General features: G+C 58.1%; 11 protein-coding genes. 4 read left to right on the plus strand and 7 right to left on the minus strand.

Translation table 11 applies throughout. The features are described 5' to 3' along the window. Positions 1–183, plus strand: a 183-nt coding sequence (locus B060_RS27770; protein ID WP_040401859.1) for a hypothetical protein, incomplete at its 5' end; no start/stop codon positions are given. A gap of 111 nt (positions 184–294) precedes the next feature. Next, on the plus strand, positions 295–474 hold the full coding sequence (locus B060_RS0117210; RefSeq protein ID WP_018083045.1) for a hypothetical protein: 180 nt from the start codon (positions 295–297) through the stop codon (positions 472–474). A 242-nt stretch (positions 475–716) separates the two neighbouring features. On the opposite strand, the gene B060_RS0117215 is transcribed toward B060_RS0117210, so the two are convergent. The 3 genes from B060_RS0117215 to B060_RS0117230 form a co-directional block, all read right to left on the minus strand. Beyond that, positions 717–3,866 (minus strand): TonB-dependent receptor domain-containing protein, encoded by a 3,150-nt coding sequence (locus tag B060_RS0117215; RefSeq protein WP_236621637.1) that lies wholly within the window; start codon positions 3,864–3,866, stop codon positions 717–719. 849 nt (positions 3,867–4,715) lie between these two features. Then, a complete protein-coding gene (locus tag B060_RS0117225) occupies positions 4,716–6,143 on the minus strand; it encodes a DUF6880 family protein (protein WP_018083048.1) in 1,428 nt (475 codons plus the stop codon). Positions 6,144–6,194: 51 nt separating this feature from the next. Further along, positions 6,195–7,262, minus strand: a complete 1,068-nt coding sequence (locus B060_RS0117230) for a phosphatidylinositol-specific phospholipase C1-like protein (protein WP_018083049.1) — start codon at positions 7,260–7,262, stop codon at positions 6,195–6,197. A 241-nt stretch (positions 7,263–7,503) separates the two neighbouring features. Here B060_RS0117230 and B060_RS0117235 point away from each other — a divergent pair, with 241 nt between their 5' ends. Next, the gene (locus B060_RS0117235; protein WP_018083050.1) at positions 7,504–10,275 is read left to right on the plus strand and encodes a TonB-dependent receptor; all 2,772 of its coding nucleotides are present in this window, start codon (positions 7,504–7,506) and stop codon (positions 10,273–10,275) included. Between the two features lie 91 nt (positions 10,276–10,366). Continuing rightward, entirely contained in the window at positions 10,367–11,509 is a 1,143-nt protein-coding gene (locus B060_RS0117240) for an aminotransferase class I/II-fold pyridoxal phosphate-dependent enzyme (protein WP_018083051.1), read from the plus strand. Here the strand turns inward: B060_RS0117240 and B060_RS0117245 are convergent. The 4 genes from B060_RS0117245 to B060_RS0117260 form a co-directional block, all read right to left on the minus strand. Then, the gene (locus tag B060_RS0117245; protein ID WP_018083052.1) at positions 11,476–12,840 is read right to left on the minus strand and encodes a CehA/McbA family metallohydrolase domain-containing protein; all 1,365 of its coding nucleotides are present in this window, start codon (positions 12,838–12,840) and stop codon (positions 11,476–11,478) included. The two genes, B060_RS0117240 and B060_RS0117245, sit on opposite strands and share 34 nt — an antisense overlap. Before the next feature lie 112 nt (positions 12,841–12,952). Continuing rightward, the gene (gene alr / locus B060_RS25025) at positions 12,953–14,260 is read right to left on the minus strand and encodes an alanine racemase (RefSeq protein WP_018083053.1); all 1,308 of its coding nucleotides are present in this window, start codon (positions 14,258–14,260) and stop codon (positions 12,953–12,955) included. Beyond that, complete coding sequence (locus B060_RS0117255; protein ID WP_018083054.1) at positions 14,260–15,816, minus strand: N-acyl-D-amino-acid deacylase family protein; 1,557 nt, start codon at positions 15,814–15,816, stop codon at positions 14,260–14,262. Before B060_RS0117255 ends, alr begins: the two co-directional genes overlap by 1 nt. Beyond that, complete coding sequence (locus B060_RS0117260) at positions 15,813–16,844, minus strand: cyanophycinase (RefSeq protein ID WP_018083055.1); 1,032 nt, start codon at positions 16,842–16,844, stop codon at positions 15,813–15,815. Before B060_RS0117260 ends, B060_RS0117255 begins: the two co-directional genes overlap by 4 nt. Positions 16,845–16,901: the final 57 nt, after the last annotated feature.

Consider the following 16,901-nt stretch of genomic DNA (forward strand, 5'->3'; position numbering starts at 1 on the left):
ATGTGGCTGACGTTTTATAACGACCAGAGAAAGCACCAGGCTCTCGACTACAAGACCCCGAGGCAAATTTTTGAAGCGGGCCGCGCCTGTGGATATGTGCATAACGCAAGCGCGTTACACACATCCCCACAGCCTCAACAGCAAGAAAGGGATTCAATCGATCAAGGAAAGATGGTAGCCTGAAACACCGACATTCTGGCAAAATCGCCAGCGACAATTAACCGGCAAGACTCTCTATCTTAAGTCAGCCCACTTTCTGTCCAACTGACGGGGTCCACCTAAGTTCTCAAAGATTTGGCGGGCATCACGGGCCAGACGAAGCAAGGCGATGCCATCCTCCATGTACGGGTCCAGCTTATCGACATAGGCAGCATCCTGGCGGTGCGACCAGCAGGCTATCTCGCCGGTCAGAAGCGCTATGCCTGGGCGTGCTCATTCGGCCTCGACGGCGGGGCTCTCAAGACAGGCCCATAGGTAGTGTCATCAAGCCGTAGTTTCTCAAATAGCCAGTGAAGTGTTGAAACAGGGGCTTTTCCGGGCGCATCGGCTTTACGTCGTTACAATGATAGCAGGGATTGACGACTTCACGAGATTGTATCGCCCTTTTGTCTTTCTTCGAAGGACAGCAAAAAGCGTCGCCCCGCAAGACTGCGGGGCGAACTGAGTTGCTTGGGAGACGGGGGTAGTTGTTGTGACCTTCGGTCTGGTAATATTTGTTAGAATTTGCCTTTCAGGCCGACCGTAATGTAGCGACCCATATCGTCATGGAAGCCCGCCGTTGGGTAGGTTAGACCTGGGACACCAGCGCCTGGCAGTAGTGGTGCGCGTGTATCGCCAAGATTGCTGATGTTGATATAGGCTTCGCTCTTGCCTGACAGGAAGTCGAACGACTTGCTGATCGTTAGATCGACGACATTCATCGAAGGCAGGTAAGGAATGACATAGTTTTGATTATTGCTGACCACTGCGGGGTCGCTGGTCGCCATTCTTGCCTTACCTAAATATTGATCCTGAATGGCCACTGTCCAGTCGCCGTTGACATAGGACAAGAAGGTCGTCTGCCTGTATTCAGGTTGGAATGCCCATTGCTCGGCGGTTCCAGGAATATTGATTGTTGTATTGGTGGGTTGGACGCTTATCAAGGTTCGCGCAGTAAAGCGACCTGGCAACCAAGACACGACATCTTGCATGCTCCAGGTATAGTTTGCCTCGACATCATAACCACTGATCGTTGAGCTTGCCGCATTAAGAGGGGAACTGAAGATTTTTGTCGGGAAGTTCGCCGCAGTCTTGTAGTTCGGATCCGATGGATCGGTAATGGGGCGCACAGCCAGGGAACAGAAGTTTGACGTATAGGTCGGCGCGCTAGCGAGACACAGGTTTTGGATCGCCGCACTATTGTAGCTGATATTCGTGATGGCGTCTTTCATATCCGTTTTGTAGTAATCAAACGACAGGTTAAAGTTACGGATAAAGCTTGGCGTAAAGACGACACCAAGAGTTGTCGTGCGTGCAATTTCAGGTGTCAGGTTTGGATTACCCGAGACTTGAAACTGTGTATTTTGGTTCAGGCCCGTCAAGAAATCCGAGAAAGTGGACGCCGAAATACCAGCCGGTTGGTAAAGATCGTTCAGGTTGGGCGCCCGAATGTCGACCGACTGTGTGCCACGAACGTGGAAGGTCTTATTCAGATGCCAATCAAGACCCAACTTCCAGGAATGAACGGCATCAAAGGTTGAATACTTGGTATAACGGCCAGCGGTTGCCAAGGTCAGGTCCTCAACAAGGGGCAAGTCCTTCAACAAAGGAATGGTGAACTCAAGGGCGGCTTCGTAAACGTTGTTCTTCGCATCAACCGGGTTGTTGACGTTTTGAATCCACAATGCCGGTGCTGCACCCACGCCTGCAGAACTCCCGGTAGCCAAGCACAAACGAAGACCGGTACAATCGACGAAATCCGTCGCCAGCGCATTGGTGGTCATCTCGTAGGTCTGGTAACGGATATCTGCCGAAGCCGCGCCTCTGATCTCACCCGCCGGAAGTCCGAAACCCAGACCGCCGCCGATGGAGCCCCCGAAGTTTTGCATGGTCTGTTTCAGGGTCCAGTGAGTTTCCTGAACAAGATAATCATATGACGCCGCCGATGGGCCGTTCGGATCGACGATATTGGTCGGGACGCAGCCTGGATAGCGCGAGGCATACGCAGCCTGGGTCGAAACCCAGCAGACGATTGTGCCGCTGACATTTACACCATTTACCATCGTGCCCGGAGGCGCGATAACCGCATCAAGCGAAGCCAAGAACCTGTCATTGCGTTGGTTGTTTGGGTTCGAGACCGTCAGTTCGCTTGAGCTGTTGCTATAGTAGACATCCCAGTCAAAATTACCCAGCTTTCCCCTGAGACCGGTTTCAAAGTTCAAGCTTTTTTGGTTCGATAGGGTCTTATAGACGCGGCCTTGTGGACCGGCATCCTGACCATCGATCTTGTTCCAGATATAGGAAGGGACAGAAAGGTAAGGTACGCCTGGCGGCGGTGGCGTGGTCGCACCTGGCATGAGCGTGCCATCATAGCTAAACCTGTTTTGGGCTGTCAGCGGGGTTCCCGGCAAGCAGCGATAGCCGGCTGCCGCAGGCGTGCCGCAGGTTATGCCGGCACCCAAGGCCGCTTGAGATGTGGTTGACAGATACGGATTGTTGGCAAAGATCGTGCTTGGACGTCCCGCCCCGGACGAGCTCACAACCGTATTGACCCAATCCGACGAGATGTCGGCTTCAGCAACGCTGATCTGAGCATAACCATGCACATTATCAGAAAAATCATAGTCAAACCGGCTAAAGGATTCTTTCATCTCAAGACCTGAGCGGAAGGTGCCGAATTTCACGTAACCGCCGTTGCCGCCGCTATCAATTGTGCCGCTTCCCGTAGGTATACCGCGCGTCAGCGGGCCAAAATTTCCGGGCGAGGTGACGGTGTAGCCATTGAGCGCACAGGCTGAGCCGCAGTTTACAACGCCGGTCATTGGCTGGTTGTTAACGCGGGCATAGGGCGTATTGGTAAAGGGATTCGAGACCGATCCATTACCTGTCAGAAACCAAACCTGTCCATCCCTGGCATAAGGACGATCCGTATTGAGGATCTTGTCTTGGTTGCGGTAGCGGAAGGAGGTTTCAAAATGCCCCCGCCCGTCAAAAAGTTCCTTACCCCAAGCCGCTGCGACAGAATTTTGACGGCCATCACCATAGCCGGAAATGCCGGTATCGACTTTATATTTGAAGCCATTAAAGTTTTCGTCGATGACAAAGTTGATCACCCCCGACACGGCATCCGATCCATAGACGGCCGAGGCGCCACCGGTGACGATATCAACACGCTTCATCAGGATTTGCGGAAGAACGTCGACATTGACCGTTCCGTCCTGGTTGTTGGGCGCGACGCGGTGGCCGTTGAAAAGAACGAGTGTGCGCGATGGCCCGAAGTTGCGCAGGGCAAGGACGTTGCCGCCGTTATTGTTGGCGCCATTACCCTGGTTGCGCGGCGTGCGACCGCCGATGATTTGCGGTAGCTTGGTCAGCGCATCGGGAATGTCGCTGGGTGTCGTCTGAGACAACTGATCCGTGGTTATCGCCGTGATCGGCGTCGGTGATTTTTCATTCGTTCTGATCAGGCGTGACCCCGTAACCACGACGACAGTTTCGTCCGTATTGGCCACGTCTGTGGGAGCAGCCTGCTGGGCATAGGCACCGCCCGTAGCCAATACAAGCGCCAAGATTGACGCCGAGCCAAATTGCAGTGAGCGCTTAAAATAATGTGTTGGCATTCCCGGCATTTCGAACGCGGAAGTGCTGAGCAAATTTCCCAATTTCATCCTGGTATCCTCTTCCCTTGCCATTCGGCAATTTTGTTTAGGCGAATTTCCTGTTGGTCAGGCTCTGAGGGCCTTTTTGCACCCGGTGAATCTGAAATCGGCCGAGTGTTATGTCAGACTATAAGGCCGTAAAATAAAATTCACAACCCGGGTTATAGCTGACATATAAAAATCAAATGGTCGTGCCAAATTTGCCACGAAAGCAGGTTATGGTCATATTGTACCGCATTCTGGCGGGTGTGGGGTCGGTGAGTTTGGAAGATAAATTAATAATATCAATTTATTGAAATTGCATCTATGCCTTTTGACGCTGTGTCATGTGCCTGGTGCGGGCGGCGGCTTTCCTTGAGGGGTGTCCGGCTTGGCTTAGGAATTTGACAAATTTGTCCGTCTTAACTGTAACTATAAAGTCTGACGTATTGGGCGGGGCAAAGCTTTTGCAGTTCATTTGCACGATCGCCCATTATCACTGTCTTGCGTATTGCCGTGGATTGGTGGTGTCGGGTTTATGCGCTATTTCAAAACCTAAAAGCCCAATATCGCCCGCCAATGCCAAATGCAGAGAGAAGCAATATAAATGGATCTCCCGTCCGGCCGTAAAAGCAATTCGAGCGCTCGCTGGCAAGGGAATGGCTGAGCCTAGGCGCCGGCGCGGTACATGCGTGACCGAGTGCACGAAGCGAAACATGCTCGATCAGGATGTCCTCGGCTGGATGTTCGTGTCGAAAGCCGACGAGATGCTGGTGGAAAGCTCTTGAAATAAGTTGCATCCTGGAAGCGGCAGCGGGCTTCAGGCGGATACGCACCTGGTTGACTTGTTTTTTTACCCAACTCGCTCTTCGAGGATTGTCAGGGCAGTGCTTTCCAGAACGCGGTGCGGCGGCCATAGAGGTTGCCGAGCTTTTTGAACCATGCCTCATGTGTATCAAAACGTCCGAAATCATCGATATGGCGCGCCAGGCTTTCAGCCTCCAGATAGGTGAGGCCGGCGGCGGTGTGGGACGGTTCGCTGAACGATATCAGGCTGGCTTCAACGATCTGCCGGTGCAGCAGCAGGGCGGCCATCGGATAGCGTGACGACAGCCGGTCGGCGGCAAAGGTCATGGCTTCGGCGCTGTTACCGTCCATCTCGGACAGGCGATTGATCACGAGTTGCGCCGCGCGTTCCAGCGAGGGCCAGCGGACCAGCAGATCAAGCGCGGCATTGGCATCCGGGAAGTCTTTGGATCCGTCTAGTGCCTCGTCCTCAGCTTCGATATCATCGAAATCGGGCAGGCGTTTCAGGTAGGCGCGCAGGTAGCCGCCGTCAAGCGTCTGGCGGAATCGTTCCAGCCGCAAGACTTGCGCCTCATCTTTGCGGTCCAGCGCCTCCAGGGTTTGCAGGCGCGCGTCCGCCCATTCGGCCGGCGGCAGACCGCGACCTTGTCGAGCGCCATCTAATGCCTTGAGCGCGTCGTGAGGGCGTTCGGCTTTTAGCAGGCGGTTAGCGATCTGCGCGGCTGTAGCCGGTACATAGGCATCGCTCATGAGGGCGATGAAGGCGTCGACATCGCCCGCCGCGTCGGCGATAGCCAGCAGGGCAACACGCACGGATTCGGCGCGGGTCCGTTTGCGCAGGCTTTCCGACGCGGCCAGCACACGCTTGCGCCAGCGCTTGGCCGTTCTTGGTTTTGCCGTGGACGTCGCTACGGGCTCCTTTGCCGCCGCCATGATTCTACCGCGCAACTGCGTGAGTTGGTCCCGGTCAAGGTTCGGCGTCAGCAGGGCGATGATCTGATCATTCTGGCCGTAGGTGTTGTTTATCTGGGATAACGTGATCTGATACAGCAGGCGTTCGATATCGGGTTTACCCGCCTGGACGATGGCGCTCGCATTCTGGCAGGCCTCTTGGAATACCTCGACCACGCCGCCGGAAGCGTCGCTGGTGCGCTCGATCACCGCATCGCCCAGAGCGATGAACTGCCATATTAACTCGGCGGCGTCCTGGGGCGAGGCGGTCAGCACCTGCTCGGCAATCAACCGGCGCTGCGTGTTCAGATCACCGCGAAAGCCTTTCAGGCTGCGCCAGCCGACATTCGCGGTGGCAGCGCCTATGGCCATCAAACGTTTGCGGATCTCGTTGGTCAGCTTGCCAGGGCTCTCGTTGCCAGCCAGTTCAAGGCGCAGCCGCCGTTTGGCGTTGGCATTGCCTTCGCTGATATCCATCAAAAGCTCGGCGAGGTGTGCGGCGCCAAGCGTTTCGAGGTTTTTGGCATTGAGCGTGGTTTTGGAGGCCATGCCCTGTTTTACGTGGAGCGGCTTTTAAAAAGCAAGCGTAACCGCGTGAACTCAGCGCAGCGGATTGCGCCTGGCGGGGGCATCGGTCGGCAAGGCTACGACATAAGGGCTGAAGTCAGTGCGCGGTGTCGGGTAGTCGGTTGAGATATATTGCGCACCCGAGGCCAGCGCCATTTCAAAGCGGGTATGGTCGTTGCTGCGGGCCTCGGTGGTGGAATCGTCAGCGCGCGTGCGGACGATAAAGCCGGCCCTCACGTCGGCCTGGATGCGGTCGAACTGTTTCACCGGGTCATTGAGCGTGAGGTAAGCGGCGTGGTCGGCGTCCTCGCTGATGGCGTTGACGAAGATCGGCAGGCCTTCGAGCGAGGCATGGCCCCGCATATAGACCGCCACCTTGGCCGGCCCTTCATCGAGCGCAAAGAAGACCTTGCCGCGCGCTGCTTCCAGCGTGGGCCAGCCGCCGGCCAGAACGCCGGCGCGCAAGGTTTTGGCCGTGCCACGCACATCATCGGGCGTAATCAGCTTGTCCGGGCCGAAGACCGAACGGATTTCTGCGTCGAGCGCATCGAAGGCGGCGGCATCATAGGGCAGGGGCGTGACGCCGCCGTCCGTGCTGGCCTTGCCGTCCTTCGCGTTCATCATGATCAGGATTGGCACATGATCTGGGTGGGCATCCGACCAGGCGCGGATTTGCGTCAGGCAGAGGATGAAGGTGGCGCAATGGCTGCGCACATCGACATCGGGCATATGCAGAACCTTGAAGCCCGGCTTATCCATGCCGGTGGCATCATAGGCTACGCCGCTCTTTTGCGGCAGAAGCGGGTGGGCGTAGCGACCGCCTTCGGGATCGTAAAGGAAGTCGATTTCGAGCTGGCGCATGCCGAGATCAAGCTGTTGCGCCAGTGGCGCGTGGCCGTAATCGAGCGATTTCGCACCATCTTCCGACTTGGCGCGGATCATCGCCAGCTCGAGTCCGGGGATAGCCACCTTGTAGCTGTTGTGCGTGCCGACCACTTGCAGGTCGTTCACATGCAGGCCCTTGGGAGCTGTGGGCTCCAGCGGCTGCGCCACGGCAGACTGAGCCATGAGACCAAGAATCAGGAAAAGGGGCAGGCGCATGAGAGTCTCCGGAACAGTGATGGTCCGCCATAGCACCTGATCGTGACGTTATGACAAAGGCGATATGAGCGGTAACCTGTGGCCGTTATGTCGACTTATAAATTCAAAGTTGTGCCGCTGGTTATAAAAACCCTTGCGGCTGCAAAACCGTTACAAAACTGCCAAGCAGGTTTCACAAACGACACCTAACCGCGCTCCATCCCGCCAAACCTCCCCTTGGCGGCTTTTTGGAGTTCAATCTATGTCAAATCATAACAAATGGCTTCTGACGGGCGTAGCCCTCGGCGCCATGAGCCTGTCCATGCTGTCCATGCTGTCCACCGCCACCCAGGCGCAGGAGGCTGACGCCGCCGTCTCGGCACCCGCCGATGAGGCCATCCAGGAGGTCGTGGTGCGTGGCTTCCGCAAGTCGCTCGGCATGGCGCGCAAACTCAAAAAAGAGTCCAATATCACCGCCGACAGCATCGTGGCGGAAGACATGGCCAAGTTCCCCGATCTCAACCTGGCGGAATCGCTGCAGCGCCTGCCGGGCGTGGCGATCAACCGCGAAGGTGGCGAAGGCCGCCGCGTAAGCTTGCGCGGTCTCGGTCCTGATTTCACCCGCGTGCAACTGAACGGCATGGAAGTGCTTGGCAATGTCGACTCGCCGATGGACAGCCGTGGCCAGACCTCGCGCGACCGCGCCTTTGACTTCAATATCTTTGCTTCCGATCTTTTCAGCCGCGTTGATGTCAATAAGTCGTTCTCGGCTGAGCAGGACGAAGGCGGCATGGCCGGCACGGTCGGCCTCTATACGTCGAAGCCTTTCAACTACAGGGGCCAGAAGGCGGCCTTTTCGCTGCAGGGCGGCACCAACTCGTCGACTAAGGATTTCCAGCCGCGCGTCGCCGGTATGTATTCTTATAACTGGAATGACAAGTTCGGTATCCTCGTCTCGCTGGCCTATGGTAAACGCAAGACCGAAGAGCAGGGTTACAACACCTATGGCGCCGGCACCCAGAAAGCCACGGCCGCCAACGTCGCCAATCTGAGCGCGGCCGATCGGGCCAAGGCGATGAACGGCGAACTGATCTTCCAGCGCGGCAACCGTCTGTCGGTCTGGGGTTCCGATCAGGAGCGCCTCGGCCTGACCACGGCCCTGCAATGGCGCCCCGTCGAGACCCTGACCCTGACGCTTGATGGCCTCTATGGTAAGTTCACCAACGACCGCAGCGAAAACCATCTGGCGACACGCGGTTCGGTCGGCTCGACCATCCTCGGCACGTCGATGGCGCATTCCGGTAAGCCGGCCTCGGCTTTTGCCGCGCCCAGCCTGGTGTCGATCCAGTATGACAAGTACAATTCGGTTATCTATGCTGACGTTAACAACACTGTTTTTGCCACTGAGACCCGTCGTCAGGAAACTGAAAGCACCTTTAACCAGGTGGTGCTGACCGGTGAGTGGAAGCCGACCGACAAGCTGACCATCGATGGTCACATCGGCAAGGAAACCTCCGACTACGATATCCCCATCTCGGACAAGTTCTACACCGAAGCGTTTGGAGGCCTGATCACCGACTACCGCGTCAGTTCCTACGAGGCGCACAACACCTACAAGTGGGATACGACCGACCCGAACAACTACCGCGCCCACGAAATTGACTTCTCATCCACCTACCAGACCACTGAACTGGAAAACGCTGAACTCAATGGCGCCTACGCCTTTAGTGACAACCTGACCCTGAAGGCCGGCGCTTCTTATCGCGGCTTTACCAATTCCGGTGTTCAGTACACCAACGACGACGTGAAAAAGGCCGAATGGGAAAACGGCACCTGGGGCACCGGGCCCGACGACAAGGTCAATGCCTATTATAAGATTTTCGACCAGCATAAAGACCAGTCGTGGCTGATCGTCGACTGGGACAAGGCGCTCGACTATTACGACGTCACGCGCACGGTGAACCGAGTCAACTCTTCGGCTTATGAGGTCAAAGAAGACACCAGCGCCGCCTACCTGCAACTCGACTGGCGTACGAGCCTCTTTGGCAAGACCTTGCGCGGAAATGCCGGCGTGCGCGGTTATGAGACAGAACTGACCACATCGGGCTTCATGAACGTGCCCGATAAGGCTAATCCGGGCAAGACCAAGAGCGTGCCTGCCGTTTCTCAGCAAACCTATTCCGGCACCTTGCCAGCGTTTAACGCTGTGCTGGAAATCTCCGACAACTTCCAGATCCGGGCCGCCGCGGCACAAAACATCAACCGTCCGTCCCTTGGGTCATATGCTCTGAATGGCTCGGTCAGCGACGACAACGGTTTCGTCAAGGTCACGACCGGCAATCCTAACCTGACCCCCTATACTTCGGATGAGTTCGACCTGTCGGGAGAATGGTACTTCGGGCGCGTCGGCATGATCACCGCCGGTGTATTCCACAAAAAAATCGATGGCTTTATCGTCACTCAAACCCTGAAAAATGTGCCTTATTCGGTTACGGGACTGGCTGATAATCTGGCATCGGGTGTGGTTCAGACGACAAATGTCAACGAGTATACCCGTCCGATCAACCTGACCAGCGCCAAACTGAACGGTCTGGAAGTCAGCGCCCAGACCGACTTCTTCTTCCTGCCGGCGCCGTTCAACAATATGGGCGTGGTGGCCAACGCCACCTTTATCGACTCGGAGACGGGTAGTGGCCCAAGCAAGAGCCCGATCTATGGCATGTCGGACGTCAACCATAACGTGACGCTTTATTATGAAACTTCGACATGGGGCGCGCGCGTATCGTCGAACTTCCGCTCGGACTACACGATCGACAGCGGAGGTTTCAACTCGACCCAGTATATCGACGCCGCGGCCTTCTATCAGGTCACGCCGAAGATCCGCCTGACCATCGATGCGATCAACCTGACGGACGAGCGCGAAGAACAGTACAACAGCTTCAACAACGGTTATGGCGAAGCCGGCGCCCGTCGCCTGTGGAATTCCACCACCAGCGGCCGCACCGTCTTCGTCGGAGCGAACCTGCAGTTCTAAGATTCAAAACCTGACTGAAAGAAACTCCTCCTGGTGACAGGAGGAGTTTTTTTGTCTGGAGATGCGTGAACACTTGGCCTAATCAGTCAGGATGCAAAGTGACATCGACCCGTTCCGCGCCATCGAGATCAGCCGTCTGGCGCACAGCCTGAAGGCCGAAGGCCGCTCGATCATTCATATGGAATTCGGCCAGCCCTCGACCGGCGCGCCGCAGGCCGCCATCAAGGTGGCACATGAGGTGCTCGATAGCGATGGTCTTGGCTACTGGGAGAGCCCGGAGCTAAAGCAGCGTCTGGCGCGGCACTATCTTGATACCTACGGCGTCAACGTCGAGCCCGAACAGTTTATCCTGACCTGCGGCGCCTCGCCGGCGCTGGTGCTGGCGCTGATCTCCAGCTTTTCGCCCGGTCAGCGCGTCGCCTTGGCGCGTCCCGGCTATGTCGCCTATCGCAATTCACTCAAGGCGCTGCATCTGCAGCCGGTCGAAATCCCGTGCGACGCTGCCATGCGCTTCCAGCTTACCGCCGAAAGCCTGGCCGCGCTCGATCCGGCGCCGGATGGTGTGATCATAGCCAGTCCGGCCAATCCGACGGGCACCATCCTGCCGGCGGATGAACTGGCGGCGATCGCCGAAGTCTGCCGTGCGCGCGGCATCCGCATCATTTCCGATGAGATTTACCATGGTCTGAGCTATGTCGGACCGGCGCATTCCATGCTCGAATTCGCGCCCGAAGCACTGGTGGTCAACAGTTTCTCCAAATATTTCAGCATGGTGGGCTGGCGGTTGGGCTGGCTGCTGGTGCCGAAACACCATGTGCATCGTGCCCGCGCCTTTGTCGGCAACCTGTTCCTCACCGCGCCTTCGCTCAGCCAGCACGCCGGTGTGGCGGCACTTGACAGCCATGACGAATTACAGGGCCATGTCGCTGTCTATACCCGTAACCGCGAGCTGTTGTTGGCGGCTCTGCCGGCGATGGGCCTGACCACCATCGCGCCGCCCGATGGCGCATTTTACGTCTATGCCAGCATCATCCACCTGACAGACGACAGTCTGGAATTCTGCAAGCGCTTGCTGCTGGAAACGGGCGTGGCCACCGCGCCCGGCGTCGATTTCGATCCGGACGAGGGCCGCCACTTCATCCGCTTCAGCTTCGCGGTCTCGACGCCGGAGATCGAAGAGGCGATCCGCCGTCTGACGGCCTATTTCACCTCTATAAACACCGGATTGGCGTAGACCCACAGGTCGGGCCAAGGGTTTTCGCCGATCGGATCTTCCTTTGGTTCCTGTTCGTCGGTCGATGTGCCGCGCAGGCGGATATAAACGCTTCTGCGGGCCGTGAAGCTGTAGCTAAGCGTGATGATCTCGCCGTTCTGTTGCCAGTCGGCAGACGTAAAACACCTGACCACGCGGGTGGTCGGATGGCTGTCAGCGGGCTTCCCGGTGATATCGCCCATGATCAGGTCGACGCGCTTCAGGGCCGGCTTATCACCATGGGCGTTGCTACCGGCCGGATCGCGCAGGCGGACCTTCACCGTTACTGTCTGGCCAGGCTTGACCTTGGCCGTGCCGCCGATATCGGCACCGGAGGCATTCATATTCAGTTCGCTGACCAGATCGCCGGTGGTGACGAAAACCCGGCCATGGCGCAGACCGTCCAGAATATCCTGGGGCGTGCGGCGTGCCAGAACCCAGGTCTTGGCGTATTGACCGGGCCAGAAATCTTCGCCGCCATCGGCGATATTGCGGTGCGAATCCGACGACGCTGTGATCCAGAAGCGCCGGCCTTCGCTCAGCAGACCGTCCCAGACGCCACCGACTGTGGCGGTCATGGCATCGAAGCCGCCGAAGGTTGGTGATTTGACGTAGTAACCGCGTTTGCGCAGGGTTTCCGGTGTGATGCCCGGTTTGAGCGATGTGCCCTGATGGCCGGGCGCGCCTTCCATGCCGACGGCGATTTCCGGCGCAGTATCATTCCAGGCGCGCAGTTCGGCTGGCGTATGGCCGTTATAGTCGGTCAGGCCATTGGCGGAACGCGACGGATGGTTGGCGATCACCAGCGCTTCGGGTGTCAGTGTGCGCATCTCGTGCAGCATGTTGAGCATCTTCGCCGTGGTGTCGCGCGCGGGATCATCGACCTCGTCCTTGGCGTAGGCGCTCTCCAGATGGCGCAAGGTCTCGCGCTCCCGGCTGTCCAGCGGCATGATCAGGCTGGCGTGGTCACCGCCGGGTGTGTCTAGTTCCATGCCGTAGAACTGAATGACCTCAGGCACGGAGACCCGCGCCGCCACCAGTTCCGGCCAGGTCTGTTCGAAGCGCTGCTTTGACAAGTTAAGGCCGCCGTGATCGATCGCCGCCATCCATGACAGGCCATAGGTGCGCGCCATCTCGGCATTCCTGGCCATGGGATAGATGCCATCTGTGCCCAGTGTGTAGACGCCGTCTTTGTAGCGGCCGGAATAGCGGCTGTGGACATGGTGATCGCCGGCCAGCCACTGGCGCTCTTCAGCGTGGGCCGTCATGGCCATCAGGGAAGCGCCCACCAGCGCGATCATCAAACGGGACATGGACTTCCTTGGATAGAAAATGGAAGCTTTAGGCCGCGCCTGTTACAGCTATGTGACGCGTCATAGCAAACGCAGCGCCAAGCCCGCATGGCCAAGGCTAAATCTCAGTTGATCAAGTGGCAGGTCGTGTGTCGTCTTTGGCAAGCGCACTTGGTTTAAGCACACGGGGCAAGGCGGCACCCAATATGCCGAGCATCTCAGGGCCATAGGCCGAACCGTTGGCTTCGAATTCAGCCTGGGTGATGCGCTCGTTGCCTTGCGCGCCGAAGAGCACGACCTCATCGTCCAGATGCAGCGCATTCGTTCGGTCGGTCACATCGACCATCATGGTGTTCATTGTCACCCGTCCAACGACGGGGAACCGCCGGCCGCCGATCAGTACCTCGGTATGGTTCCGGCCTTCGGCAGGAAATTCGGCTCTGTTGGCATGGCTGAAACCGCGCCGGTAGCCGTCCGAATAACCGAGCGGAATATTGGCGAGCCAGCTTTCCCGTGCCAGCCGATAGGTGCGGTCATAGTTGACTGTCTGGCCTGCCGGATAATGGTTGATCGCGGCAACCCGGGACTTGATCGTCATGGTGGGGAGATAGGCATTTGTCTTTACAGAACCAGGATCGCCGTAGAGAAGCCCGCCGACGCGCACCATGTCCAGCCATGTGTCCCGGTGCTCCAGGGTCGCAAAGCTGTTCGCCGTGTGGCGCGTCAGCTTGCCGGACTTCACGCCCTGAGCGTTCAGCCAGGCCAGATCAGCATGATAATGTTGCAACTGACCAAGAATGTCGGCAGCGTCCTCACTGGGATAGTGGGTCATGGCGCCCGCTATCCGAAGTTTGTCACATGAGATGACACTCCGTGCATCACTTTGGCCATAGTCCGTGGAAAGCTCCACGCCGTTTCGTGACATACCACCGCTGTTGAGCGCCAGATGTACGGGCAGGCTGGCTGGCCTAGTCTGCCTTTTTGCCAGGGCCTGAAGGAAGGCGGCGGAATCAGGATTGCCGATCAACTCTTCTATGGCGAAGGGCAGTCCATCCTGCATCTCGTCAGGTGTTGCCGTGCGCACCCGGATCAGACGGCCCTGATAGCCGAGTTCGCGGGCGACCCGGGCTTCATCATTGGACGTGATGGCGACATCGCTGATGCGCTTCTTAATGATGGATGGCATCAAAAGCGCGATACCGTTGCCATAGGCATCCGCCTTCATGACGGCGCAAAGGCGCACATGACCGAGCAAGCCATTAACAGTGTCGATATTGGCCTCGAACGCATCGGCGTCGATTTCAATCCAGCCGTTGCGGCGTCTGGCCTGTTCCAGGGTCAGGCCAGAATTGTTGGCGGAGAGAACCGGCGCGGCAGCGGCGCGCACCGCCGTTAGCGCAGTGAGCCCCGTCACCCCCGCCAGAAAGGATCGTCTCTGCATTATTGCCCCTCCCGCTTCAGAAACTCTCCGGGATAGTTGCCGGTCGTCTGAGCCTTGCGATACACCAGCACGCCATTCACCATCACATCGGAAACACCGACGGCCAGGGCGCCCGGAGCCTCCACCGTGGCGCGGTCTGCGATCTGATCGGGATCAAACAACACCAGATCGGCCTTGTAGCCCGGACGGATCAGGCCACGTCCCTTCAGGCCGACATTCTCCGCCGCCAGCGAGGTCATCTTGCGGATCGCCTCGGGCAAGGTGAGCCGGTGCTGCTCTCGAACGTAAACCCGCAGCATCTTGGCAAAGGCGCCGGCGCCGCGCGGATGGCGCGAAACGATCATCCCGTCCGAACAGAGATTGCTGTAAGGCCAGGCAATGAAGTCAGCGACATCTTCCGGAGCCATCGCCGTGCCGATCACCGCTTCGACAGGTTCTATGCCGGGGTGGGCCGATCTCCAGGCCTCAGCGGTCTGGATCAGCCAGAGGTAGGTGGCGGCCGGCTCCTCGTGTCGCTGCACCGAGATCTCGGCGATGGTATGCCCCACCAATGACGGGGCGGGCGCGTAGACGCCAAGCCGCATGCCCTCAGGCGTTGTGAGGTGGGTCAGGGCGAAGCGCGCTGCCGAAAGATCGGTGAAATCGCGCTTGGGAAACAAGACCGTCAGGGTCGACTGCCAATATTCGTAGGGGTAGACGTCGGCCGTGACCTTGATGCCGCGCGCACGCGCGGCGTCGAGTTTGGCCAGCACAGCCTTGGCGTCGCCCCAGCGATCGACGATTCCCAGCTTGAGATGGGAAATCTGGACCGGGATGCCGGTCTTTGCCCCTATGTCGAGCAACTCATCAAGCGCCGCATCGAAAGCCGTGTCTTCGCTACGCATATGGCTGATGTAGCGGCCACCGTCGTCGGCCGCCGTTTGGGCCAGTGCCACCACTTCGTCGTGGTTTGAGTAGATGCCGGGATCATATTCCAGGCCCGTCGAGAGCCCGAGAGATCCGGCCTTCATGTCCAGGTCGAGCAGGCTTTGCATTGCCTGTATCTCCGACACGGTGGCCACCCTTTTGTAATTCTGGCCCATCACCTGAGACCGCAGATATCCATGGCCGGTATAGGCCGCCACGTTCACCGCTGCGGGGCGCGTCGTGAATTGCTTCGAAATGTCGGCAAAAGCGCCCGAACTCTCGCCGTCCTGACCGACAACAATCGTCGTTACGCCCTCCGCCAATAACTGCGGCATGGCGCGGTCCGCGTAATCGCCGCGATCATGATGGCTGTGGCTGTCGATGAAGCCAGGCGCCAGTGCCAGCCCCTTCGCCTCGATCACGGTTTCCCCTTTGTGGGGGCGCAGTTTGCCGATGGCGACTATGCGATCATTCTCAACCCTCACAGATTCCTGCCTGGCAGGGGCGCCGGAACCGTCATAGACCATGGCGCCTGTAATCAGGGTAGAGGCTCCTGCGGGGGCGCCTAACAGAAGAAATGCCGCGGCGGCGAGCCCGGACCCTCTCAGCATGGCGGAACGCGAAAAGACGTGCAAAGGCAGGGCCATCATGGTGCTACGGCCTCATCGCTCGAAAGAACCATCTTTCCGCCGCTGACAGAGTAGTAGCGATCAAAAGACGGACGCTCGACCTTGCCCTCGGGCAGATGAAGCAGGGATTGGTGACCAATGCCGATAACATGGATGCGGGGCACTTCCAGCGGACCGGGCTTGTTGGGTACGCGCAATGAGGCGCCATCCACCAGCCAGGCGCCGCCGTCTGCCTCAGTGGCATAGATGCGTGCTGTACCGTCCGGTTCGACGGCGAGGGCCGCACTTTCGTCGACGCCAAGGCCCAATAACGGGGGGGCGTTGGCCGGTCGACCGAGTTGCGCCTTGGCCAGAAACGCAAACAGTCGGCCCAGTCGGTCGCGTTCCTTGAAATGGGTGTCGGTCAGCACACCCTTGAGCAGGGTGAGATGGAGGAAATCGCCTTCGATCGTGTTACGGGCGCTAAAAGGATCCGCCAGACCTTCAGGTGAGGTCAGGCTGGTGCTGTCCATGCAGCCATAGAGCATTTCCCCCAACATCGCGAGACCCGCGCTGGTGCCGGCGAGCGGCTTTCCGGCCAAGACATGTGCGTCCATAATGTCAGCGACCGGCGTACCGCGCCACATTTTGACATAGTCCGACTGGTCACCGCCTGAGATGAAGATGCCATCCGCGCGCTTCAGGGCGTCAATGACTTTCGGATCGTAGGCCGCGTCGCGAGTCTTGAACACGAAGGTTTCCGCGGAAAGGATGCCACCGACCTCGCGCTTGAATTCCTTGCCGATTTCGGGACCGTAAGCCGCGCTCAGGATAACGATATGACCATGTCCGGCCTTGGCGAAAAACCACTTCATGGCATCGATGTTTCGATCGCCACCACCCATGAGTAGCAGGCCGCCCGATACCGGATCCGGAGTCGGCGTTTTCAAATCGCCCAGTTCATAATGTTTATAGCCGGTGGGCCTTGCCTGTGCTGTGAGCGTTCCTATAAAACTGGCAGCTAAGCAGGCGACAATCGCCATCAGAACCCGGGTGTGGGGTTTAAGCATGTCTCGGCTCCATCAGATGTGTGAATGATGTTCTTTACTTACGCATACCCTTCCAAC

Origin of the sequence: Asticcacaulis benevestitus DSM 16100 = ATCC BAA-896 (assembly GCF_000376105.1) — a bacterium.
Taxonomy (GTDB): Bacteria; Pseudomonadota; Alphaproteobacteria; order Caulobacterales; family Caulobacteraceae; genus Asticcacaulis; species Asticcacaulis benevestitus.

Bases quoted from the DNA above. Each gene is read 5' to 3' on its own strand.
- B060_RS0117215 (WP_236621637.1), bottom strand. From the start codon at position 3,866: ATGAAATTGGGAAATTTGCTCAGCACTTCCGCGTTCGAAATGCCGGGA.
- B060_RS0117225 (WP_018083048.1), bottom strand. From the start codon at position 6,143: ATGGCCTCCAAAACCACGCTCAATGCCAAAAACCTCGAAACGCTTGGC.
- B060_RS0117230 (WP_018083049.1), bottom strand. From the start codon at position 7,262: ATGCGCCTGCCCCTTTTCCTGATTCTTGGTCTCATGGCTCAGTCTGCC.
- B060_RS0117235 (WP_018083050.1), top strand. From the start codon at position 7,504: ATGTCAAATCATAACAAATGGCTTCTGACGGGCGTAGCCCTCGGCGCC.
- B060_RS0117240 (WP_018083051.1), top strand. From the start codon at position 10,367: ATGCAAAGTGACATCGACCCGTTCCGCGCCATCGAGATCAGCCGTCTG.
- B060_RS0117245 (WP_018083052.1), bottom strand. From the start codon at position 12,840: ATGTCCCGTTTGATGATCGCGCTGGTGGGCGCTTCCCTGATGGCCATG.
- alr (WP_018083053.1), bottom strand. From the start codon at position 14,260: ATGCAGAGACGATCCTTTCTGGCGGGGGTGACGGGGCTCACTGCGCTA.
- B060_RS0117255 (WP_018083054.1), bottom strand. From the start codon at position 15,816: ATGATGGCCCTGCCTTTGCACGTCTTTTCGCGTTCCGCCATGCTGAGA.
- B060_RS0117260 (WP_018083055.1), bottom strand. From the start codon at position 16,844: ATGCTTAAACCCCACACCCGGGTTCTGATGGCGATTGTCGCCTGCTTA.